The organism is Thioclava atlantica (assembly GCF_000737065.1).
Taxonomy (GTDB): Bacteria; Pseudomonadota; Alphaproteobacteria; order Rhodobacterales; family Rhodobacteraceae; genus Thioclava; species Thioclava atlantica.
This window is the reverse complement of sequence record NZ_AQRC01000019.1, coordinates 17,588-36,177: the sequence shown is the minus strand read 5'-3', so window position 1 is coordinate 36,177 and position 18,590 is coordinate 17,588. Positions and strand designations below refer to the sequence as shown.

Below are 18,590 nucleotides of genomic sequence, written 5' to 3'. Positions count from 1 at the left end.
AACGTGGCCGATCGTGCCGATGTTGACGTGCGGTTTGTTACGTTCAAACTTTTCCTTTGCCATGATGGCCTCCTGTCATTTCGTATCGCGCGAAAGGCGCCGGGTTTCCCCGGCGCACAGTTCTTACGCGTATTTCTTCTGGATCTCGTCCGAGATGTTCTGCGGCACGGCTTCGTAATGGTCGAAGAGCATCGTGAAGACCGCCCGGCCCGAGGACATCGAACGCAGGTTGTTGATGTAGCCGAACATGTTGGCGAGCGGCACGAAGGCGTTGATGACGATCGCGTTGCCGCGGGTCTCTTGGCCCTGCACCTGGCCCCGACGCGAGGTCAGGTCGCCGATGATCGAACCGGTATACTCCTCCGGAGTCACCACTTCGACCTTCATCATCGGCTCGAGCAGCTTCGCGCCGGCCTTGCGGAGGCCTTCGCGCATCGCCGCACGGGTCGCGATTTCGAACGCCAGAACCGAGGAGTCGACATCGTGGAAGGCACCGTCAACGAGCGCCACCTTGAAGTCGATCACCGGGAAGCCGGCGAGCGGACCGCTGTCCATGACGGACTTGATGCCCTTCTCGACGCCCGGGATGTATTCCTTCGGAACCGCACCACCCACGATCTTCGATTCGAACGAGTAACCCTCGCCCGGCTCGGTCGGCGAGATCTCGAGCTTCACGCGCGCGAACTGGCCGGTACCACCGGTCTGTTTCTTGTGCGTGTAGTCGATTTCGGCCGGCATCGAGATGGTTTCGCGATAGGCCACCTGCGGCGCACCGATATTCGCCTCGACCTTGAATTCGCGCTTCATGCGGTCGACGAGAATGTCGAGGTGAAGTTCGCCCATGCCCTTCATGATGGTCTGGCCCGACTCGATGTCGGTCTCGACGCGGAAGGACGGGTCTTCGGCAGCCAGGCGCTGAAGGGCGAGGCCCATCTTCTCCTGGTCGGCCTTCGACTTCGGCTCGACGGCGATCTCGATCACCGGATCGGGGAAGGTCATGGTTTCGAGCACGACCTGCTTGTTGGTGTCGCAAAGCGTGTCACCGGTGGTGGTCTCTTTCAGACCGGCCAGCGCGATGATGTCGCCCGCAAACGCCTCTTCGATCTCGGTGCGGTTGTTCGAGTGCATCATCATCATGCGCCCGATACGCTCGCGCTTGCCCTTCGTCGAGTTCATGATCGAGTCGCCCTTCTTGAGGGTGCCCGAGTAGATCCGGGTGAAGGTCAGCGAACCCACGAAGGGGTCGTTCATGATCTTGAACGCGAGGCCCGAAAGCGGCTCTTCGTCCGACGCGTTCCGCTCGATGTTGCGGGTCTCGGTCTCGTCATCGGGCGAGAAGCCCATGTAGGCCGGGACGTCGAGCGGCGACGGCAGGAAGTCGACAACGGCGTTCAGCAGCGGCTGGACACCCTTGTTCTTGAAGGCCGAACCACCCAGCACCGGAACGAACGAGAGCGACAGCGTACCCTTGCGGATCAGCTTGCGCAGGGTGGGCACGTCGGGCTCTTCGCCTTCGAGATAGGCCATCATGGCCTCGTCGTCCTGTTCGACGGCGTTCTCGATCAGCTTGGCGCGCCATTCGTCGGCGGTGGCCTTGAGATCGTCACGGATCGGCTGACGAACCCAGCCTGCGCCGAGATCTTCGCCGGTCCAGACCCACTCTTCCATGGTCACGAGATCGACGATGCCTTCGAGAGCATCCTCGGCGCCGATCGGGAAGTTGACCGGAACCGGGGTCGCGCCGGTGCGATCCTTGATCATCTGCACGCAGTTGAAGTAGTCCGCGCCGATCTTGTCCATCTTGTTGACGAAGACGAGGCGCGGAACCTTGTAGCGGTCAGCCTGACGCCACACGGTCTCGGTCTGCGGCTCGACACCGGCGTTGCCGTCGAGCAGCGCGACCGCGCCGTCGAGCACGGCCAGCGAACGCTCCACCTCGATGGTGAAGTCGACGTGGCCGGGGGTGTCGATGATGTTCATGCGGAACTTGGTATCATCGGTGCCTTCGGCGGTCGGATCTTCCTGCCATTGCCAGAAAGTCGTGGTCGCCGCCGAGGTGATGGTGATGCCGCGCTCGGCCTCTTGCTCCATCCAGTCCATGGTGGCCGCACCATCGTGCACCTCACCGATCTTGTGGGACTTGCCGGTGTAGTAGAGGATACGCTCCGTCGTCGTGGTCTTGCCCGCATCGATGTGGGCCATGATCCCGAAGTTGCGGTAACGCTCGAGGGGATAATCGCGAGCCATAATGGCGTCCTTCCGTTATTACCAGCGGTAGTGGCTGAACGCTTTGTTCGCGTCGGCCATCTTGTGGGTGTCTTCGCGCTTCTTCACGGCCGAACCACGCGAGTTCACCGCATCGAGAAGCTCGCCGGCGAGGCGCTCTTCCATGGTGTTCTCGTTGCGGGCTTTCGCGGCCGCGATCAGCCAGCGGATGGCCAGGGCTTCGCGACGGATCGGGCGAACCTCGACCGGAACCTGGTAGGTGGCACCACCGACGCGGCGCGAACGCACTTCGACCGAAGGCTTCACGTTGTCGAGGGCTTCGTGGAACACCTCGATGGGCTCGCGCTTGAGCTTGCCTTCGACGCGACCAAGCGCGTTGTAGACGATTTTCTCGGCGGCGGATTTCTTGCCGTCGATCATCAGGTTGTTCATGAATTTGGTCAGCACGCGATCGCCATACTTGGCGTCGGGCAGAACTTCGCGCTTCTCAGCTGCGTGACGACGAGACATCTGGAGATCTCCTTACTTCGGACGCTTCGCGCCGTATTTCGAACGGCGTTGACGACGGTCTTTGACGCCTTGGGTATCCAGCACACCGCGCAGGATGTGGTAACGGACACCCGGAAGGTCTTTCACACGACCGCCGCGGATGAGAACAACCGAGTGCTCTTGCAGGTTGTGCTTCTCGCCCGGGATGTAGGAGATGACCTCGTAGCCATTCGTCAGGCGCACCTTGGCGACCTTACGCATAGCGGAGTTCGGTTTCTTCGGCGTGGTGGTGTACACACGCGTGCAGACGCCACGCTTTTGCGGGCACTGCTGAAGGTGCTGCGACTTCGAGCGCTGCACCTTGGGCTGCCGCGGTTTGCGGATCAGCTGTTGGATCGTCGGCATTCCGGTTCCCCGTTTGCTTGTCAATACTCGCACCCGTGACCGGATGCGCCGCTTCTCGACACGTTTCCGCGCCCATTCGCGAAAACGCCAAATCGCATCCCACCCCGGCCCGGGGGCCGCGGCGAATGCGTTGAATTCCAGAGGATCGGGGCGAAAGCCCGGATCGTGACCACTAGAAATCGGCAACCTTCAGGACACACTGAGCCCGTCAGGTAGCGCGGCGTATAGGGGGAGTCGGATATGTTGTCAACTCTCGCGCCGAAGCCTGCGCCCGAGCGCCGCGCCCCAGCCCGCGAAGATCACCCCCCAGAGGAGCCAGGCGGTGGTCAGGGTGACGAGCCCGGCGAAATAGGCGTCGGAGAGAAAGTGCCGCCCCGTCCCCACCCGCTGGAGAATGATGAAGAGCGCAAGGAGGACACCGACCGCGCGGATGTAGCGAACGCCCCAGAGCGGCAGCGCCCGGCGCCAGATCTCGACGGCGAGCCAGATCACCACCGCAAGCGCCACCGCGGCCGCGACCTCGCCCGAGACGAAGGAGCAGTTGCGCGTGCATTGATCGGTGAAGGTGCCCGCCAAGGTGAACTGGTGGCTGCCGCCGAAAAGATCGACATTGGCCGGGCGCGCACGACCCGAATTGGCCTTCAGGACACCGTTCACGATGAGGATCGGCGCCACCAGATAAAGGAGGCTCACGAAGGCCCAGACCCGCGCCGGAAGCCCGAGCGTCTTGCGCTTGCGAAACGCCGCAACCGGCCAGGCGACCAGCGCCACGAGGAAGAGCACGATCGAGACGTCCCAGATCCGCTGGCGCAGGAATTCCCACAGCGCGTTCGAGATTTCGGGAAATCCGTTGCCCGGCTTGTAGAAGAGCGCGGTCACCCCGAGGTCGATCCCCGGAAAGGTGCGAAAGAGCGCGAAACCGAGGAGCCATGCCGCGAGCAGCGCCCAGCCGGTGCGCACCATGTCAATCTTCATCCCGGACACACTTCGCCTCCACGACATAAGCGGCCAACGCCTTGCCCGCCCAGGTTCCAGTCAGTTTCAGCGGCTTGACCGGCGCGACCGGCCCTGCCCCGCAATCCGGAGCCTCGTCGGAAATCACGAGGATCTTCCCGCGGAACTCCGCCGGCAGCGGCCACATCTGCTCGTAATAGTTCATCGGCCGGTCATCGGGAGGGGAGGCATAGAACACGATCCCGCTATCGCGACCGGTATAGTAGAGATCCGCGAGGACCGCGCGGTTGTCGGCATAGACCGGCACCCCTTCGGATTTGGCGATCGCGATGATCTGCCGGCTCAGATCGCTTTGCCCGAGCCAGCGCTTGAGAAGCGGCGCGCCGCCCGAACTCGGCCAGGGCGCGAGCACCGTCAGCGCCGGGATGGCCACCGCGATGACGGCATTGCTCGCCAGGGCGAGCCAGCGCCAGGGGCGCGTCATCACCATCACCGCGAGCACGGTACCCGGGAAATAGGCCGCGATCGCCCAGTTGGCATAGGTGCGGTCGAGCAGCGCCTCGATCATCACCGCGATCAGCGGAGGCACCGAAAGCAGCGCGAGGCCGCGCCGGTCGGACCGCCGCCATTGCGTATAGCCGATCAGCAGCGCCGCCATCGCCACCGGCCCGAAGACCGCGAACTGGCTCGCGAAGAAGCTCGCCATCGAGCCGAAGTTCAGCGCGGGTCCGGTCCGGACCCAGCCGACATTGTCCATCGTGTGTTCGACCGTGGTCAGGTCATGGGTCATGTTCCAGATGACATTCGGCGCGATCGCGGTGGCGAAGGCGATCGCGATGACCACGAGATTGCGCCAGCCCACGCGCCAGTCCCGGGTCGCGAGGGCCGCCAGCGCGAAACCCGGGATCAGGTAGAGCCCGGCATATTTCGACATGAAGGCCAGCCCGGCGCAAAGCCCCGCCAGTGCCGCATCGCGCATCGAGCGGGTCTCGGCCGCACGGTGCAGGAACAGAAGCGCTGCCGCGTAGAACGGCGCCATCACCGTATCGGTCGAGATCAGCACCGAGCCGAGCGCCGCGAAGGGCAGCGTGACATAGATGACCGCCGCCCAGATCGCCACGCTCCGTCCCCCGATGCGCGCGCCGAGCGCCCCGAGGATCAGCGCCGTGGCCCCGTGCAGCACCGCCCCCGGCATCCGCACCCAGAACGGCGCGTCGGACCCCGCGAGATCGGTCACCGCGCGCAGCAGCCAGCCGATCAGCGGCGGCTTCGAGTAATAGCCGAAATCGAGATGCTGGCCCCAGAGCCAGTATTGCGCCTCGTCGACGAAGAGATCGGTGTGGTTGAAGGCCAGCGCAACGAGCCGCATGGCCGTGACGGCTGCGACGAAGGCGAGCGCGGGCCCGAACCAGGCCCGCGGATCAGGCTTCGCGACGGCGCTTGGCATAGATCAGCCACAGGTTGCGCGAGTAGATGAACACGCCCAGGGATTGCCCGAGAATGAACACCGGGTCATGGCGATAGACCGCATAGCTGAACAGCATCAGCCCACCCGCGAGCGAGAAATACCAAAACGCGATCGGAACGACGGAGTCGCGCTGCCGCTCGGAAGCGATCCACTGCACGATGAAGCGTGCGGTGAACATCAGCTGCGCAGCCAGCCCGAAGACCACCCACCAGAGCTCTGCGGTGCTGTTCACATCGAGCATCTTCATAAGCCAATGCATATCGGCGTCACTCCTCGCGCACGACTTCCGCGGCGCGCGCCTTCTTGCGGCGGCGCAGGAGCCAGGCGACACCCATCAGATCGACGATCCCGACGAGGCCGCGTTGAAGGTTGGAATAGTTCGACCGTCCACCGCCGCGGGCCCGATGCGAGACATCGACATGGGCGATCTGCCACCCGTCGCGCGAAAACAGCGCGGGCAGGTAGCGGTGCATGTGATCGAAATAGGGAAGCGCGAGGAAGGCCTCGCGGCGGAATGCCTTGAGCCCGCAGCCGGTATCGCGGGTGCCGTCCTTCAGCATCGCGCTGCGGATCTTGTTGGCGAATTTCGAGGCGAGTTTCTTCGACAGGGTGTCCTGTCGGCCCACCCGCTGCCCCGCGACGAGCCCGATCGCGTCCGAACCGGGCGCGCGCAGCGGCGCCATCAGGGCCGGAAGCTCGGAGGGCGGGTTCTGTCCGTCTCCGTCGAGCGTGCAGATGATCGTCCCCCGCGCGGCGAGCACCCCGGAATGCACCCCGGCGCTCTGCCCACCGGAGCGCGGGTGGCGCAACAGACGCAGTTGCGGATGCGTGGCCATGCGCGCGCGCACGATATCGCCCATCCCGTCATCGGAGCCGTCATCGACCACGATCACCTCGTAATCGCAGACCGGCGCGCAGGCGGCATCGATCTCATCGAGCAGCGATGCGATGTTGGGCGCTTCGTTCTTGGCGGGAATGACGATCGAAATCTCGGGCATGGGGGGCCGGACTCTTGGCTGGGCGCGGGGCAAGGGTCTCTTATCCGCGCCGGCTTTTGTTGTAAACGATCCATCCGGGACGGCCCGGAGAAGTGAAGAAACATGCCGCCGACGATGTTTTCCGGTCACGGATGCCGGGTGAGGCGCCGCGAACGGATGCGGAATGCGAAGCCCCGCGCGATCGCTCGCGCGGGGCGTTTTTCAAAGCGCAGGTCGCTGCGCGATCAGTCGCGGCTTTCCGGCGTTTCCACCGGGCCGAAATCGGCCTCTTCGGCCTCGACCGGAGCGGCGAGCGCCGCGGCGGCTTCCGCCTCGGCCTGACGCTGAGCGATCACCTTGTGGTCGCGATCCGCCGCGATCTTGCGCACGCGGGTGGTCGCGCCACCGGTGCCCGCCGGGATCAGACGGCCGACGATGACGTTCTCCTTGAGGCCCACGAGCTTGTCGCGCTTGCCCTGCACCGAAGCCTCGGTGAGAACACGCGTCGTCTCCTGGAAGGAGGCCGCCGAGATGAACGACCGGGTCTGCAGCGAGGCCTTGGTGATGCCCAGCAGGACGGGCTCGCCGGAGGCCGGGCGACCGCCCTTCTTCGCAGCCTTCTCGTTCTCTTCGTCGAACTCGACCTTGTCGACATGCTCGCCCTTGAGGAGCGTGGTGTCGCCCGAATCGAGGATCTCGATCTTCTGCAGCATCTGGCGAACGATCACTTCGATATGCTTGTCGTTGATCTTCACGCCCTGCAGTCGATAGACGTCCTGCACCTCGTTGATGAGGTAGTCGGCCAGAGCCTCGATCCCCATGATGCGCAGGATGTCATGCGGCGCCGGGTTGCCGTCCATGATGTAGTCACCCTTCTGCACGAAGTCGCCTTCCTGCACCGGGATGTGCTTGCCTTTCGGCACCATGTATTCTGCCGGCTCCAGACCTTCGTCGCGCGGCTCGATCGAGATGCGACGCTTGTTCTTGTAGTCCTTGCCGAAGCGCACATAGCCATCGAGTTCGGCGATGATCGCGTGATCCTTCGGACGGCGTGCCTCGAAGAGTTCGGCCACACGCGGCAGACCGCCGGTGATGTCCTTCGTCTTCGCGCCTTCGCGCGGAATACGCGCGACGACGTCGCCCGCCTTCACGTCCTGACCGTCCTCGACCGAGAGAATCGCGTCCACCGACATCGGATAGGTCACCGGGTTGCCCGCCTCGTTGCGGACCGGTTCGCCATCTTCGCCGAGAACGAGGATCTCCGGCTTCAGGTCGTTGCCCTTGGGCGCGGCGCGCCAGTCGGACACGATCTTCTGCGTCATGCCGGTCGCGTCGTCGGTATCCTCGCGCACCGAGATGCCCGAGACGAGGTCGACGAAGCGGACCTTACCGGGTTTCTCGGCGATGATCGGCAGGGTGTAGGGGTCCCATTCGATCAGCTTGTCGCCGCGTTTGATCGACTCGCCGTCCTTGACGAAGACCTTGGTGCCGTAGCCGATCTTGTGCGAGGCGAGTTCTTCGCCCTGATCGTCGACGATCACGATCTGCATGTTCCGGCCCATGACGATCTGGTCGCCCGCCTCGTTGATGATGAGGTTCGGGTTGCGGAACTCGATCTTGCCTTCCTGGCTCGCCTCGAGGAACGACTGCGAGCTACCCTGCGCAACGCCACCCAGGTGGAAGGTCCGCATGGTCAGCTGCGTGCCCGGTTCACCGATCGACTGGGCGGCGATGATACCCACCGCTTCGCCGATGTTCACCAGCGTACCGCGCGCGAGGTCGCGACCGTAGCAGAGCGCGCAGACGCCCTCTTCGGCCTCGCAGGTCAGCGCCGAGCGGATGCGGACCGACTGAACGCCGGCCACTTCGATTGCATCGGCCTTGCGCTCGTCGATGAGCTCGCCCTTGCGGACGATCACCTCATCCGTGCCAGGCACGTTGACGTCGTCGGCAGCCACACGACCCAGGATCCGCTCCGAGATCGGGGCGACGACTTCGCCGTCATTGACCGCGGCCGAGGCGGTGATCGCGTGATCGGTGCCGCAATCATGCGTACGCACGATGCAGTCCTGGGCCACGTCCACCAGACGGCGGGTCAGGTAACCCGAGTTCGCCGTCTTCAGAGCGGTATCCGACAGACCCTTACGGGCGCCGTGGGTCGAGTTGAAGTATTCAAGAACGGTCAGACCTTCCTTGAAGTTCGAGATGATCGGCGTCTCGATGATCTCGCCGTTCGGCTTGGCCATGAGGCCGCGCATCCCGCCGAGCTGTTTCATCTGCGTCACCGAGCCACGAGCGCCCGAGTGGGCCATCATGTAGACCGAGTTCGGCTCCTGTTCGGCGCCGGCCTCGTCGTATTTCGGCGCCGAGATGGTGTTCATCATCGCGTCGGTGACCTTGTCGTTGCACTTCGACCAAGCATCGACGACCTTGTTGTATTTCTCACCCTGGGTGATCAGGCCGTCCATGTATTGCTGTTCGAAATCCTTGACCAGGTCGCGGACGCCCTCGACGATCTCCCACTTGGAGTCCGGGATCACCATGTCGTCCTTGCCGAACGAGATGCCGGCCTTGAACGCCTCGCGGAAGCCCATGCCCATGATCTGGTCACAGAAGATGACCGACTCCTTCTGGCCGCAATAGCGGTAGACGGTGTCGATGACGTTCTGAACGTCTTTCTTCCGCAGCAGACGGTTCACCAGTTCGAACGGTGCCTTGGCGTTCAGCGGCAGCAGCGCGCCGAGGCGCACGCGGCCGGGGGTGGTTTCGAAACGCTCGAACACCTCGTTGCCGGTTTCGTCGATCTGCTTCACGCGGCAGGTGATCTTGGCGTGCAGGTTCACCTCGCCCGAGTTGAGCGCGTGCTCCACTTCCTCGACCGAGGAGAAGGACATGCCTTCGCCCTTCATGCCGGCACGCTCCATGGTCACGTAGTAGAGACCGAGGATCATATCCTGCGACGGCACGATGATCGGCGCGCCGTTGGCGGGCGACAGAACGTTGTTGGTCGACATCATCAGCACGCGCGCTTCCAGCTGGGCTTCCAGCGAGAGCGGCACGTGGACGGCCATCTGGTCACCGTCGAAGTCGGCGTTGAAAGCCGAGCAGACGAGCGGGTGCAGCTGGATCGCCTTGCCTTCGATCAGCATCGGCTCGAAGGCCTGGATGCCCAGACGGTGCAGCGTCGGCGCACGGTTCAGCAGAACCGGGTGCTCGCGGATCACTTCATCCAGGATATCCCAGACTTCCGGACGCTCTTTCTCGACCAGCTTCTTCGCCTGTTTCACGGTGCTCGACAGGCCCTTGGCCTCGAGGCGCGAGTAGATGAAGGGCTTGAACAGCTCGAGCGCCATCTTCTTCGGCAGGCCGCACTGGTGCAGCTTGAGCTCCGGGCCGGTCACGATGACCGAACGGCCCGAGAAGTCCACGCGCTTACCCAGAAGGTTCTGACGGAAGCGACCCTGCTTACCCTTGAGCATGTCCGAGAGCGACTTCAGCGGGCGCTTGTTGGTGCCCGTGATGACGCGGCCGCGACGGCCGTTGTCGAACAGCGCATCGACCGATTCCTGAAGCATCCGCTTCTCGTTGCGCACGATGATATCGGGCGCACGCAGTTCGATCAGGCGCTTGAGACGGTTGTTCCGGTTGATCACGCGACGGTAGAGGTCGTTGAGATCCGAGGTCGCGAAACGGCCACCATCGAGCGGGACGAGCGGACGCAGTTCCGGCGGGATCACCGGAAGAACGGTCAGCACCATCCATTCGGGGCGGTTGCCCGATTCAAGGAAGCTCTCGACGATCTTCAGGCGCTTGATGATCTTCTTCGGCTTCAGCTCGCCCGTGGCTTCCTTCAGCTCTTCGCGGAGCTGCTCGGCGGTCGCCTCGAGGTCGATCGCAGCCAGCATCTCGCGGATCGCCTCAGCGCCGATATTGGCGGTGAAGGCATCTGCGCCATAGGCGTCCTGCGCGTCGAGATATTCCTCTTCGGTCAGCAGCTGGCCGTAGCTCAGGTCGGTCAGACCCGGCTCGATCACCACGTAGTTCTCGAAATAGAGGATGCGCTCGAGATCGCGCAGCGTCATGTCCAGCATCAGGCCGATGCGCGAGGGCAGCGACTTGAGGAACCAGATATGCGCGACGGGCGACGCCAGTTCGATATGGCCCATGCGCTCGCGACGCACTTTCTGGAGGGTGACCTCGACGCCGCATTTCTCGCAGACGACGCCGCGATACTTCATGCGCTTGTACTTGCCGCACAGGCATTCGTAGTCCTTGATCGGGCCGAAGATGCGCGCGCAGAACAGACCGTCACGCTCGGGCTTGAACGTGCGGTAGTTGATGGTCTCGGGCTTTTTGATTTCCCCGTAGGACCAGCTCAGGATCCGCTCCGGCGAGGCCAGCGAGATCTTGATCTCGTCGAACGCCTTCGGCTGCGCGAGCGGGTTGAACGGGTTTTGGGTCAGTTCCTGGTTCATCTGTAAATCCTTGAATGAGGGCGGAAGGGATCAGAGGAGGGCCGAAGCCCTCACTCCTCTTCCTCCGCGTCCAGGAGTTCCATGTTGAGGCCGAGGCCCCGGACCTCTTTGACGAGAACGTTGAACGATTCCGGCACGCCGGCTTCGAAGTTGTCCTCGCCCTTGACGATCGACTCGTAGACCTTCGTCCGGCCGGCCACGTCGTCCGACTTCACCGTCAGCATCTCCTGCAGGGTGTAGGCGGCGCCGTAGGCTTCCAGAGCCCAGACTTCCATCTCCCCGAGACGCTGACCACCGAACTGCGCCTTACCGCCCAGCGGCTGCTGGGTGACGAGCGAGTACGGACCGGTCGAACGGGCGTGCATCTTATCGTCGACGAGGTGGTGAAGCTTGAGGAAGTACTTCACACCCACCGTGACCGGACGCGCGAACTGCTCGCCGGTACGGCCGTCGAAGACGATCGACTGACCCGACTCGTTGAAGCCGGCACGCTTGAGCGCGTCGTTGATGTCGGCCTCTTTCGCACCGTCGAAGACCGGGGTCGCGATCGGAACACCGGTGCGGACGGCTTCGGCGCTTTCGATGAAGGCCTCGTCTTCCATACCGGTGAAGACCTCCTCGAAGGTCTCGTCACCGTAACCGATGCGCATCGCTTCCTTGACCGGGGTCAGGTCGCCATTGCGACGATAGGCACGGATCGCCTCGTCGATCTGGTTGCCCAGACCGCGCGACGCCCAGCCCATATGGGTCTCGAGGATCTGACCGACGTTCATGCGCGAAGGCACGCCCAGCGGGTTCAGAACGAGATCGACCGGGGTACCGTCGGCGAGGAAGGGCATGTCTTCCATCGGAACGACTTTCGACACGACGCCCTTGTTCCCGTGACGACCGGCCATCTTGTCGCCTGCCTGAAGCTTGCGCTTCACGGCCACGAAGACCTTGACCATCTTCATCACGCCCGGAGGCAGGTCGTCGCCCTGGCGGACCTTCTCGACCTTGTCCTCGAAGCGCAGATCGAGAGCGCGCTTCTGCGCCTCGAACTGGTCGTTGAGGGCCTCGACTTCCTTGGCATCGCCCTCGCCCTCGAGCGCGAGCTGCCACCACTGGCCTTTGGACAGGGTGCCCAGAAGCTCTTCGGTGATCTCCGACCCGGCCTTGACGCCTTTCGGCCCCTTCACCGCGGTCTTGCCGAGGATCAGCGACTTGAGGCGCGCATAGATGTTGCGCTCGAGGATCGCGAGCTCGTCGTCCCGGTCACGGGCCAGACGTTCGACTTCCTCGCGCTCGATCTGCAGTGCACGCTCGTCCTTGTCGACGCCGTGACGGTTGAAGACGCGGACTTCCACGATCGTACCATAGGCACCCGGCGGCAGGCGCAGCGAAGTGTCACGCACGTCCGACGCCTTCTCACCGAAGATGGCGCGGAGGAGTTTCTCTTCCGGCGTCATCGGGCTTTCGCCCTTCGGGGTGATCTTGCCCACGAGGATATCGCCCGGCCCCACTTCGGCGCCGATATAGACGATGCCCGCTTCGTCGAGGTTGCGCAGCGCTTCCTCGCCGACATTCGGGATGTCGCGGGTGATCTCTTCCGGGCCGAGCTTGGTATCGCGCGCCGCCACTTCGTATTCGTCGATATGGATCGAGGTGAACACGTCGTCGCGGTGGATCCGCTCGGAGATCAGGATCGAGTCTTCGTAGTTGTAGCCGTTCCACGGCATGAAGGCGACGACCACGTTGCGGCCGATGGCCAGTTCGCCCTGATCGGTCGACGGACCGTCAGCCACGACCTGCCCCTTCACGACCCGGTCGCCCACTTTCACGACCGGACGCTGGTTGATCGTCGAGGACTGGTTCGAACGCTTGAACTTGCGCAGACGGTAGATGTCCACGCCGACGTCGCCGGCTTCGAGATCCTCGGTCACGCGGATAACGATACGCTGCGCATCGACCTGGTCGATGATGCCGCCGCGGTTCGCCGTGATCGCAGCACCCGAGTCACGCGCCACGGTCGCTTCCATGCCGGTGCCGACATAGGGGGCTTCCGAGCGCAGCAGCGGCACGGCCTGACGTTGCATGTTCGCCCCCATCAGGGCGCGGTTCGCGTCGTCGTTCTCGAGGAACGGAATGAGCGCCGCACCGACCGAAACCAGCTGCTTCGGCGACACGTCGATCAGGTCCACCATTTCCGGCGGGTTGAGCGCGTATTCGCCCGACTGGCGGGTCGAGACGAGGTCGTTCACGAACTTGCCGTTCTCGTCGAGGGTCGCGTTCGCCTGCGCCACGGTGTGACGCATTTCCTCGGTCGCCGACATGTAGACGACCTCGTCGGAGACCTTGCCGTCCTCGACCTTGCGATACGGGGTCTCGATGAAGCCGTACTTGTTCACGCGGGCGAAGGTCGCCAGCGAGTTGATCAGACCGATGTTCTGACCTTCCGGCGTTTCGATCGGACACATCCGGCCATAGTGGGTCGGGTGAACGTCGCGAACCTCGAAGCCCGCACGTTCCCGGGTCAGACCGCCCGGGCCAAGCGCCGAGAGACGGCGTTTGTGGGTGACTTCCGAGAGCGGGTTGGTCTGGTCCATGAACTGCGACAGCTGCGAGGAGCCGAAGAATTCACGCACCGCCGCCGCGGCCGGTTTCGCGTTGATCAGATCCTGAGGCATGACCGTGTCGATCTCGACCGAGGACATGCGCTCCTTGATCGCGCGCTCCATGCGCAGCAGACCGACGCGATACTGGTTTTCCATCAGTTCGCCGACCGAGCGCACCCGGCGGTTGCCGAGGTGGTCGATATCGTCGATCTCGCCCTTGCCGTCGCGCAGTTCCACCAGGCCCTTGATGCAGGCGATGATGTCTTCGCGGCGGAGCGTACGCTGGGTGTCGGGCGCATCGAGGTTGAGACGCATGTTCATCTTCACGCGGCCCACGGCCGACAGGTCGTAGCGCTCGCTATCGAAGAACAGGCTGTCGAAGAGCGTCGAGGCGGCCTCGACGGTCGGCGGCTCGCCCGGGCGCATGACGCGGTAGATGTCCATGAGCGCGGTGTCGCGGTTCATGTTCTTGTCCGCGGCCATGGTGTTGCGGATGTAGGGGCCGACATTGACGTTGTCGATGTCGAGCACCGGGATCTCGGTGATCCCGTTGTCGAGCAGCACCTTGATCGACCCACCGACCAGCTCGCCATCCTTGTCGTATTCGGCGGTGAGCTCGTCGCCCGCCTCGATGTAGATGAAGCCGGTGTCCTCGTTGATGATGTCCTTGGCGCAGTAGCGGCCGAGGATGTGATCGAACGGCACGAGCAGTTCCGGCACGGAGCCCTCGTCGCGCCACTTCTTCACCATCCGCGGGGTCGCCTTCTCGCCCGCCTGCAGGATCACTTCGCCGCTCGCCGCATCGACGAGGTCGAAGGTCGGACGGGTGCCGCGCACGCGCTCGGGGAAGAACTTGGTCACCCAGCCGCGCTTGCCCTCGGCCTTGTAGGACACGGTCTCGTAGTAGGCATCCATGATGCCTTCCTGATCGAGGCCGAGCGCATAGAGAAGCGTCGTCACCGGCAGCTTGCGGCGGCGGTCGATGCGCGCGAAGACGAGATCCTTGGCGTCGAATTCGAAATCGAGCCAGGAGCCGCGATAGGGAATGATGCGGCAGGCGAACAGGAGCTTGCCCGAGCTGTGCGTCTTGCCGCGGTCATGGTCGAAGAACACGCCCGGCGAGCGGTGCATCTGGCTCACGATGACACGCTCGGTCCCGTTCACGATGAACGTACCGTTCTTCGTCATCAGGGGCATGTCCCCCATGAAGACGTCCTGTTCCTTGATGTCCTTGACCGAACGCGCACCGGTTTCCTCGTCCACATCGAACACGATGAGGCGCAGGGTGACCTTCAGCGGCGCCGAGTAGGTCATGTCGCGAGCCTGGCACTCCTCGACATCGTATTTCGGCTTCTCGAGCTCGTATTTCACGAACTCCAGAATGGCGTTGTCGTTGAAGTCCTTGATCGGGAAGACCGACTGGAAGACACCTTGGAGACCCTCTCCATCGGTGGGCTGTGCCGCTTCGCCGGAGCGAAGGAACAGATCGTAGGAGGATTTCTGAACCTCGATGAGGTTCGGCATCTCGAGGACTTCGCGGATTTTGCCGTAGTAACGACGGATGCGTTTCTGACCAACGTAAGCTTGAGCCATGCTCTGCGTGACCTTTCGTCTCTTCGCGGCTGGCGCAATGTCGGGGCCCATTGCGCGCCGCAAGGCGAATGAAGGGGGGCGGTTCCATACCTGCCTTCCGTCCCACCGGAAGGCTCCCGAACCGCGAACACCGCCTTGGAGAGAGCTTCACGCGGGCCGAAGCCCTCTCCGAGACAGGTTCGGCTGGGCCCGGAAACTCCGGACCCAGCCCTCATTTCAGATCGGATGCGGATGCACCCGGCTCGATTACTTGAGCTCGACTTTCGCGCCGGCGTCTTCGAGTTTTTTCTTGATCTCTTCGGCTTCCGCTTTCGCAGCGCCTTCCTTGACCTTGCCGCCAGCTTCCACGAGCTCTTTGGCTTCTTTCAGGCCCAGGCCGGTGATGCCGCGGACTTCTTTGATGACGTTGATTTTGTTGGCGCCAGCTTCCACGAGAACGACGTCGAATTCGTCTTTCTCTTCAGCAGCTTCAGCAGCACCAGCAGCCGGGCCAGCCATCATGACGGCGCCACCGGCGGCCGGCTCGATGCCGTACTCGTCTTTCAGGATGGTTTTCAGTTCCTGGGCTTCCAGAAGGGTCAGGCCCACGATTTCTTCGGCGAGTTTTTTCAGATCAGCCATTTTTCAGTTCCTAGATTTGGGTTTCCAACGTCGCGACTTCAAGCCGCTACGGGGCAAGTCGAATGCTTACGCAGCCTTTTCCTCGATGGTGGAAAGGATGCTCGCGATGTTCGAAGCAGGCGCGCCAACGGCACCGGCGATGTTCGAAGCGGGCGCACCGATGGCCGAAACGATCTGAGCGATGAGCTCTTCGCGCGACGGCATATCGGCGACGGCTTTGACACCGGCGACGTCGAGGGCCGAGTCTCCCATTGCACCGCCGAGGATTTCGAGTTTCTCGTTATCCTTGGCGTACTTGACGACCACCTTCGCCGCGGCGACGGGGTCCTCCGAATAGGAGAGCACGGTCATGCCCGTCAGGTATTCAGCGATGCTTTCGCAGGGCTGACCTTCGAGGGCGATCTTGGCGAGCTTGTTCTTGGCAACGCGAACCGAACCACCCGCTTCGCGCATGCGCGAGCGGAGATCCTGCATGTCAGCAACCGTCATGCCTTCGTAGTGAGCAACCACCACGACGCCAGAGCTTGCGAAGATCTGGCCGAGTTCCTCGACCACTTTCTCTTTTTGGGCTCTATCCACAGTTACACTCCAAGTATGGGGGTTTCCCCCCGGCTCTCATTGTCCCGGTTTCCCGGGGTCGGGTCCGAAGGGCCCGAGGCCAGATCGCCCGAGATCGGCCACAGCTGGCCCAAACCCGGAATTGGTCTCGATCCCCATCTCAGGAAGGAAATTAAGCCGTCACCTTTGCGGGATCGGGCACCCTCCGTCTCGGACAGGTCAGGGCGGAAGCGTCTGGCCGCCGCCCTGCCATCCGCCGAGGTCGCCCCCGGCGGAATTCTCTTAGTTGCCGGTCGCCGAGGTCAGATCGAGCGAAACGCCCGGACCCATCGTCGAGCTCAGCGACACCTTTTTCAGGTAGGTGCCCTTCGCGCCCGCCGGCTTGGCTTTCGTCACCGCTTCGACGAAGGCGCGCACGTTCTGGGCCAGCTGCTCCTCGGTGAAGGAGACCTTGCCGATACCGCCGTGAATGACGCCGGCCTTCTCGACCTTGAACTGGACTTCGCCGCCCTTCGCCGCTTCGACAGCCGCTTTCACGTCCATCGTCACGGTGCCGACCTTCGGGTTCGGCATCAGGTTGCGCGGGCCGAGCACTTTGCCCAGACGGCCGACGAGCGGCATCATGTCCGGGGTCGCGATGCAGCGATCGAACTCGATCTTGCCGCCCTGGATGGTTTCCATCAGGTCCTCGGCGCCGACGATATCGGCCCCGGCTTCCTTGGCTTCATCCGCTTTCGCGCCGCGTGCGAAGACCGCAACGCGCACGGTCTTGCCGGTGCCGTTGGGCAGCGCGACCACGCCGCGGACCATCTGGTCTGCGTGACGCGGGTCGACGCCGAGATTCATCGCGATCTCGAGCGTTTCGTCGAATTTCGCCTGCGCGTTGGCCTTGATCAGCGCGACCGCGTCCTCGACGGTGATGTTTTCCTTGCCGGCGAAGGCTTCGCGGGCGGCTTTGGTACGTTTACCGAGCTTTGCCATGACTTAGCCTTTCACCTCGATGCCGATCGACTTCGCGGAGCCGAGGATGATGTTCATCGCGCCTTCGATGTCGTTGGCGTTCAGGTCTTTCATCTTCGCTTCGGCGATCTCGCGGACCTGCGCAGCGGTGATGGTGCCGGCGACGACGCGGCCCGGCGCTTCGGAGCCCTTCGGACGGTTGCGCTTGCCGACGGGCTTGAGGCCCGCCGCCTGCTTCAGGAAGAAGCTCGCGGTCGGCTGCTTGATCTCGAAGGTGAAGGACTTGTCGGCGTAGTAGGTGATCACCGTCGGGATCTTCGCCTGCTTGTCCATCTCCTGCGTCTTGGCGTTGAACGCCTTGCAGAATTCCATGATGTTGATCCCGCGCTGACCGAGCGCCGGACCGACCGGCGGGGACGGGTTCGCGCCGCCTGCCGGAATTTGCAGCTTGAGCTGCCCGATTACTTTCTTGGCCATCTGGCCCTCTCCTTATCACTGTCACATCCCGGAGGATGCGAAGTTTAGTGGTCCGGTCCGGGACACCTTGTCAAAGCAAGGGGCCCTCGCCTCCCACGGTTCACACTCAGGCGGTTTTCTGCACCTGGGTGTATTCCAGCTCGACCGGCGTCGGCCGGCCGAAGATCGAGACGGTGACCTTGAGACGGCTCGCCGCCTCGTCCACTTCCTCGACCATTCCCGAGAAGCCCTCGAAGGGCCCGTCGGTCACATTCACGTTCTCGCCCACCTCGAAGGTGATCAGGCTGCGCGGCGCCGCCTGCTCGCCGGTCTCGTCGACGCGGCTCAGAATGCGGTTCACTTCCGCATCCGCCATCGGCATCGGCTTGCCCTGCGGACCAAGGAAACCGGTGACACGGTTCGTCGAGTTGATCAGGTGATACCCCTTGTCGGTCATCTCCATGCGCACGAGCACATAGCCCGGCATGAAGCGGCGCTCGGAGGTCACCTTCTTGCCGCGACGCACCTCGATCACTTCCTCGGTCGGCACGAGCACTTCCTCGATCTGGTCCTCCAGACCCTGATCGATCACGGCCTGACGGATCTGCTCGGCCACCTTCTTCTCGAAATTCGAGAGGACGCTAACCGAATACCAACGCTTCGCCATGCCGAACCTGTGCCCCTTGCCATCAACGCAATCGCGCCGAAAATTCCTGTATTTACGCGGAGTTATCCGCCTGATCCGGAACAAAAAACAGCGCGCACCATGCGAATCGATGCACGCCGGTCCCAGAAAAGTCCCGCCCCTTTACCG

At 63.3% G+C, this 18,590-nt stretch carries 14 protein-coding genes; all 14 read right to left on the bottom strand.

What is annotated here, in order from left to right:
• Positions 1 to 123: 123 nt before the first annotated feature.
• The 14 genes from fusA to nusG all read right to left on the bottom strand — a co-directional run bounded on the left by fusA (position 124) and on the right by nusG (position 18,443).
• Positions 124 to 2,247 (bottom strand): elongation factor G, encoded by a 2,124-nt coding sequence (gene fusA / locus DW2_RS17815; protein WP_038148650.1) that lies wholly within the window; start codon positions 2,245 to 2,247, stop codon positions 124 to 126.
• A gap of 18 nt (positions 2,248 to 2,265) precedes the next feature.
• Complete coding sequence (gene rpsG, locus DW2_RS17810) at positions 2,266 to 2,736, bottom strand: 30S ribosomal protein S7 (RefSeq protein WP_038148648.1); 471 nt, start codon at positions 2,734 to 2,736, stop codon at positions 2,266 to 2,268.
• Between the two features lie 12 nt (positions 2,737 to 2,748).
• Positions 2,749 to 3,120 carry a 30S ribosomal protein S12 gene (rpsL, locus tag DW2_RS17805; protein WP_038148646.1) on the bottom strand — a complete coding sequence of 124 codons (372 nt, stop codon included), beginning with the start codon at positions 3,118 to 3,120 and terminating at the stop codon, positions 2,749 to 2,751.
• A 246-nt stretch (positions 3,121 to 3,366) separates the two neighbouring features.
• Positions 3,367 to 4,095 carry a phosphatase PAP2 family protein gene (locus DW2_RS17800; protein ID WP_162178904.1) on the bottom strand — a complete coding sequence of 243 codons (729 nt, stop codon included), beginning with the start codon at positions 4,093 to 4,095 and terminating at the stop codon, positions 3,367 to 3,369.
• Positions 4,085 to 5,521 carry an ArnT family glycosyltransferase gene (locus DW2_RS17795; protein ID WP_051856410.1) on the bottom strand — a complete coding sequence of 479 codons (1,437 nt, stop codon included), beginning with the start codon at positions 5,519 to 5,521 and terminating at the stop codon, positions 4,085 to 4,087. The genes DW2_RS17800 and DW2_RS17795 overlap by 11 nt, the downstream gene beginning before the upstream one ends.
• The gene (locus DW2_RS17790; RefSeq protein WP_156103032.1) at positions 5,496 to 5,801 is read right to left on the bottom strand and encodes a lipid-A-disaccharide synthase N-terminal domain-containing protein; all 306 of its coding nucleotides are present in this window, start codon (positions 5,799 to 5,801) and stop codon (positions 5,496 to 5,498) included. The genes DW2_RS17795 and DW2_RS17790 overlap by 26 nt, the downstream gene beginning before the upstream one ends.
• Positions 5,802 to 5,808: 7 nt before the next feature.
• On the bottom strand, positions 5,809 to 6,540 hold the full coding sequence (locus DW2_RS17785; RefSeq protein WP_038148643.1) for a glycosyltransferase family 2 protein: 732 nt from the start codon (positions 6,538 to 6,540) through the stop codon (positions 5,809 to 5,811).
• A gap of 224 nt (positions 6,541 to 6,764) precedes the next feature.
• Positions 6,765 to 10,994: a DNA-directed RNA polymerase subunit beta' gene (gene rpoC / locus DW2_RS17780; RefSeq protein WP_038148641.1), complete on the bottom strand. Its 4,230-nt coding sequence runs from the start codon at positions 10,992 to 10,994 to the stop codon at positions 6,765 to 6,767.
• A gap of 50 nt (positions 10,995 to 11,044) precedes the next feature.
• Positions 11,045 to 15,181, bottom strand: a complete 4,137-nt coding sequence (rpoB, locus tag DW2_RS17775) for a DNA-directed RNA polymerase subunit beta (RefSeq protein WP_038148639.1) — start codon at positions 15,179 to 15,181, stop codon at positions 11,045 to 11,047.
• 246 nt (positions 15,182 to 15,427) lie between these two features.
• Positions 15,428 to 15,802, bottom strand: coding sequence for a 50S ribosomal protein L7/L12 (gene rplL / locus DW2_RS17770; protein WP_038148637.1), 375 nt, complete (start codon positions 15,800 to 15,802; stop codon positions 15,428 to 15,430).
• A gap of 66 nt (positions 15,803 to 15,868) precedes the next feature.
• Positions 15,869 to 16,381 (bottom strand): 50S ribosomal protein L10, encoded by a 513-nt coding sequence (rplJ, locus tag DW2_RS17765; protein ID WP_038148635.1) that lies wholly within the window; start codon positions 16,379 to 16,381, stop codon positions 15,869 to 15,871.
• Between the two features lie 261 nt (positions 16,382 to 16,642).
• On the bottom strand, positions 16,643 to 17,341 hold the full coding sequence (gene rplA / locus DW2_RS17760) for a 50S ribosomal protein L1 (RefSeq protein WP_038148634.1): 699 nt from the start codon (positions 17,339 to 17,341) through the stop codon (positions 16,643 to 16,645).
• Between the two features lie 3 nt (positions 17,342 to 17,344).
• Positions 17,345 to 17,797: a 50S ribosomal protein L11 gene (gene rplK / locus DW2_RS17755; protein WP_038148632.1), complete on the bottom strand. Its 453-nt coding sequence runs from the start codon at positions 17,795 to 17,797 to the stop codon at positions 17,345 to 17,347.
• Positions 17,798 to 17,903: 106 nt separating this feature from the next.
• Positions 17,904 to 18,443, bottom strand: a complete 540-nt coding sequence (gene nusG, locus DW2_RS17750; RefSeq protein ID WP_038148629.1) for a transcription termination/antitermination protein NusG — start codon at positions 18,441 to 18,443, stop codon at positions 17,904 to 17,906.
• Positions 18,444 to 18,590 lie beyond the last annotated feature (147 nt).

Bases quoted from the DNA above. Each gene is read 5' to 3' on its own strand.
- DW2_RS17800 (WP_162178904.1), bottom strand. From the start codon at position 4,095: ATGAAGATTGACATGGTGCGCACCGGCTGGGCGCTGCTCGCGGCATGG.
- rplL (WP_038148637.1), bottom strand. From the start codon at position 15,802: ATGGCTGATCTGAAAAAACTCGCCGAAGAAATCGTGGGCCTGACCCTT.
- nusG (WP_038148629.1), bottom strand. From the start codon at position 18,443: ATGGCGAAGCGTTGGTATTCGGTTAGCGTCCTCTCGAATTTCGAGAAG.
- rpoB (WP_038148639.1), bottom strand. From the start codon at position 15,181: ATGGCTCAAGCTTACGTTGGTCAGAAACGCATCCGTCGTTACTACGGC.
- DW2_RS17795 (WP_051856410.1), bottom strand. From the start codon at position 5,521: ATGCCAAGCGCCGTCGCGAAGCCTGATCCGCGGGCCTGGTTCGGGCCC.
- DW2_RS17790 (WP_156103032.1), bottom strand. From the start codon at position 5,801: ATGCATTGGCTTATGAAGATGCTCGATGTGAACAGCACCGCAGAGCTC.
- rplA (WP_038148634.1), bottom strand. From the start codon at position 17,341: ATGGCAAAGCTCGGTAAACGTACCAAAGCCGCCCGCGAAGCCTTCGCC.
- rpoC (WP_038148641.1), bottom strand. From the start codon at position 10,994: ATGAACCAGGAACTGACCCAAAACCCGTTCAACCCGCTCGCGCAGCCG.
- rplK (WP_038148632.1), bottom strand. From the start codon at position 17,797: ATGGCCAAGAAAGTAATCGGGCAGCTCAAGCTGCAAATTCCGGCAGGC.
- rpsL (WP_038148646.1), bottom strand. From the start codon at position 3,120: ATGCCGACGATCCAACAGCTGATCCGCAAACCGCGGCAGCCCAAGGTG.
- rpsG (WP_038148648.1), bottom strand. From the start codon at position 2,736: ATGTCTCGTCGTCACGCAGCTGAGAAGCGCGAAGTTCTGCCCGACGCC.
- DW2_RS17785 (WP_038148643.1), bottom strand. From the start codon at position 6,540: ATGCCCGAGATTTCGATCGTCATTCCCGCCAAGAACGAAGCGCCCAAC.
- fusA (WP_038148650.1), bottom strand. From the start codon at position 2,247: ATGGCTCGCGATTATCCCCTCGAGCGTTACCGCAACTTCGGGATCATG.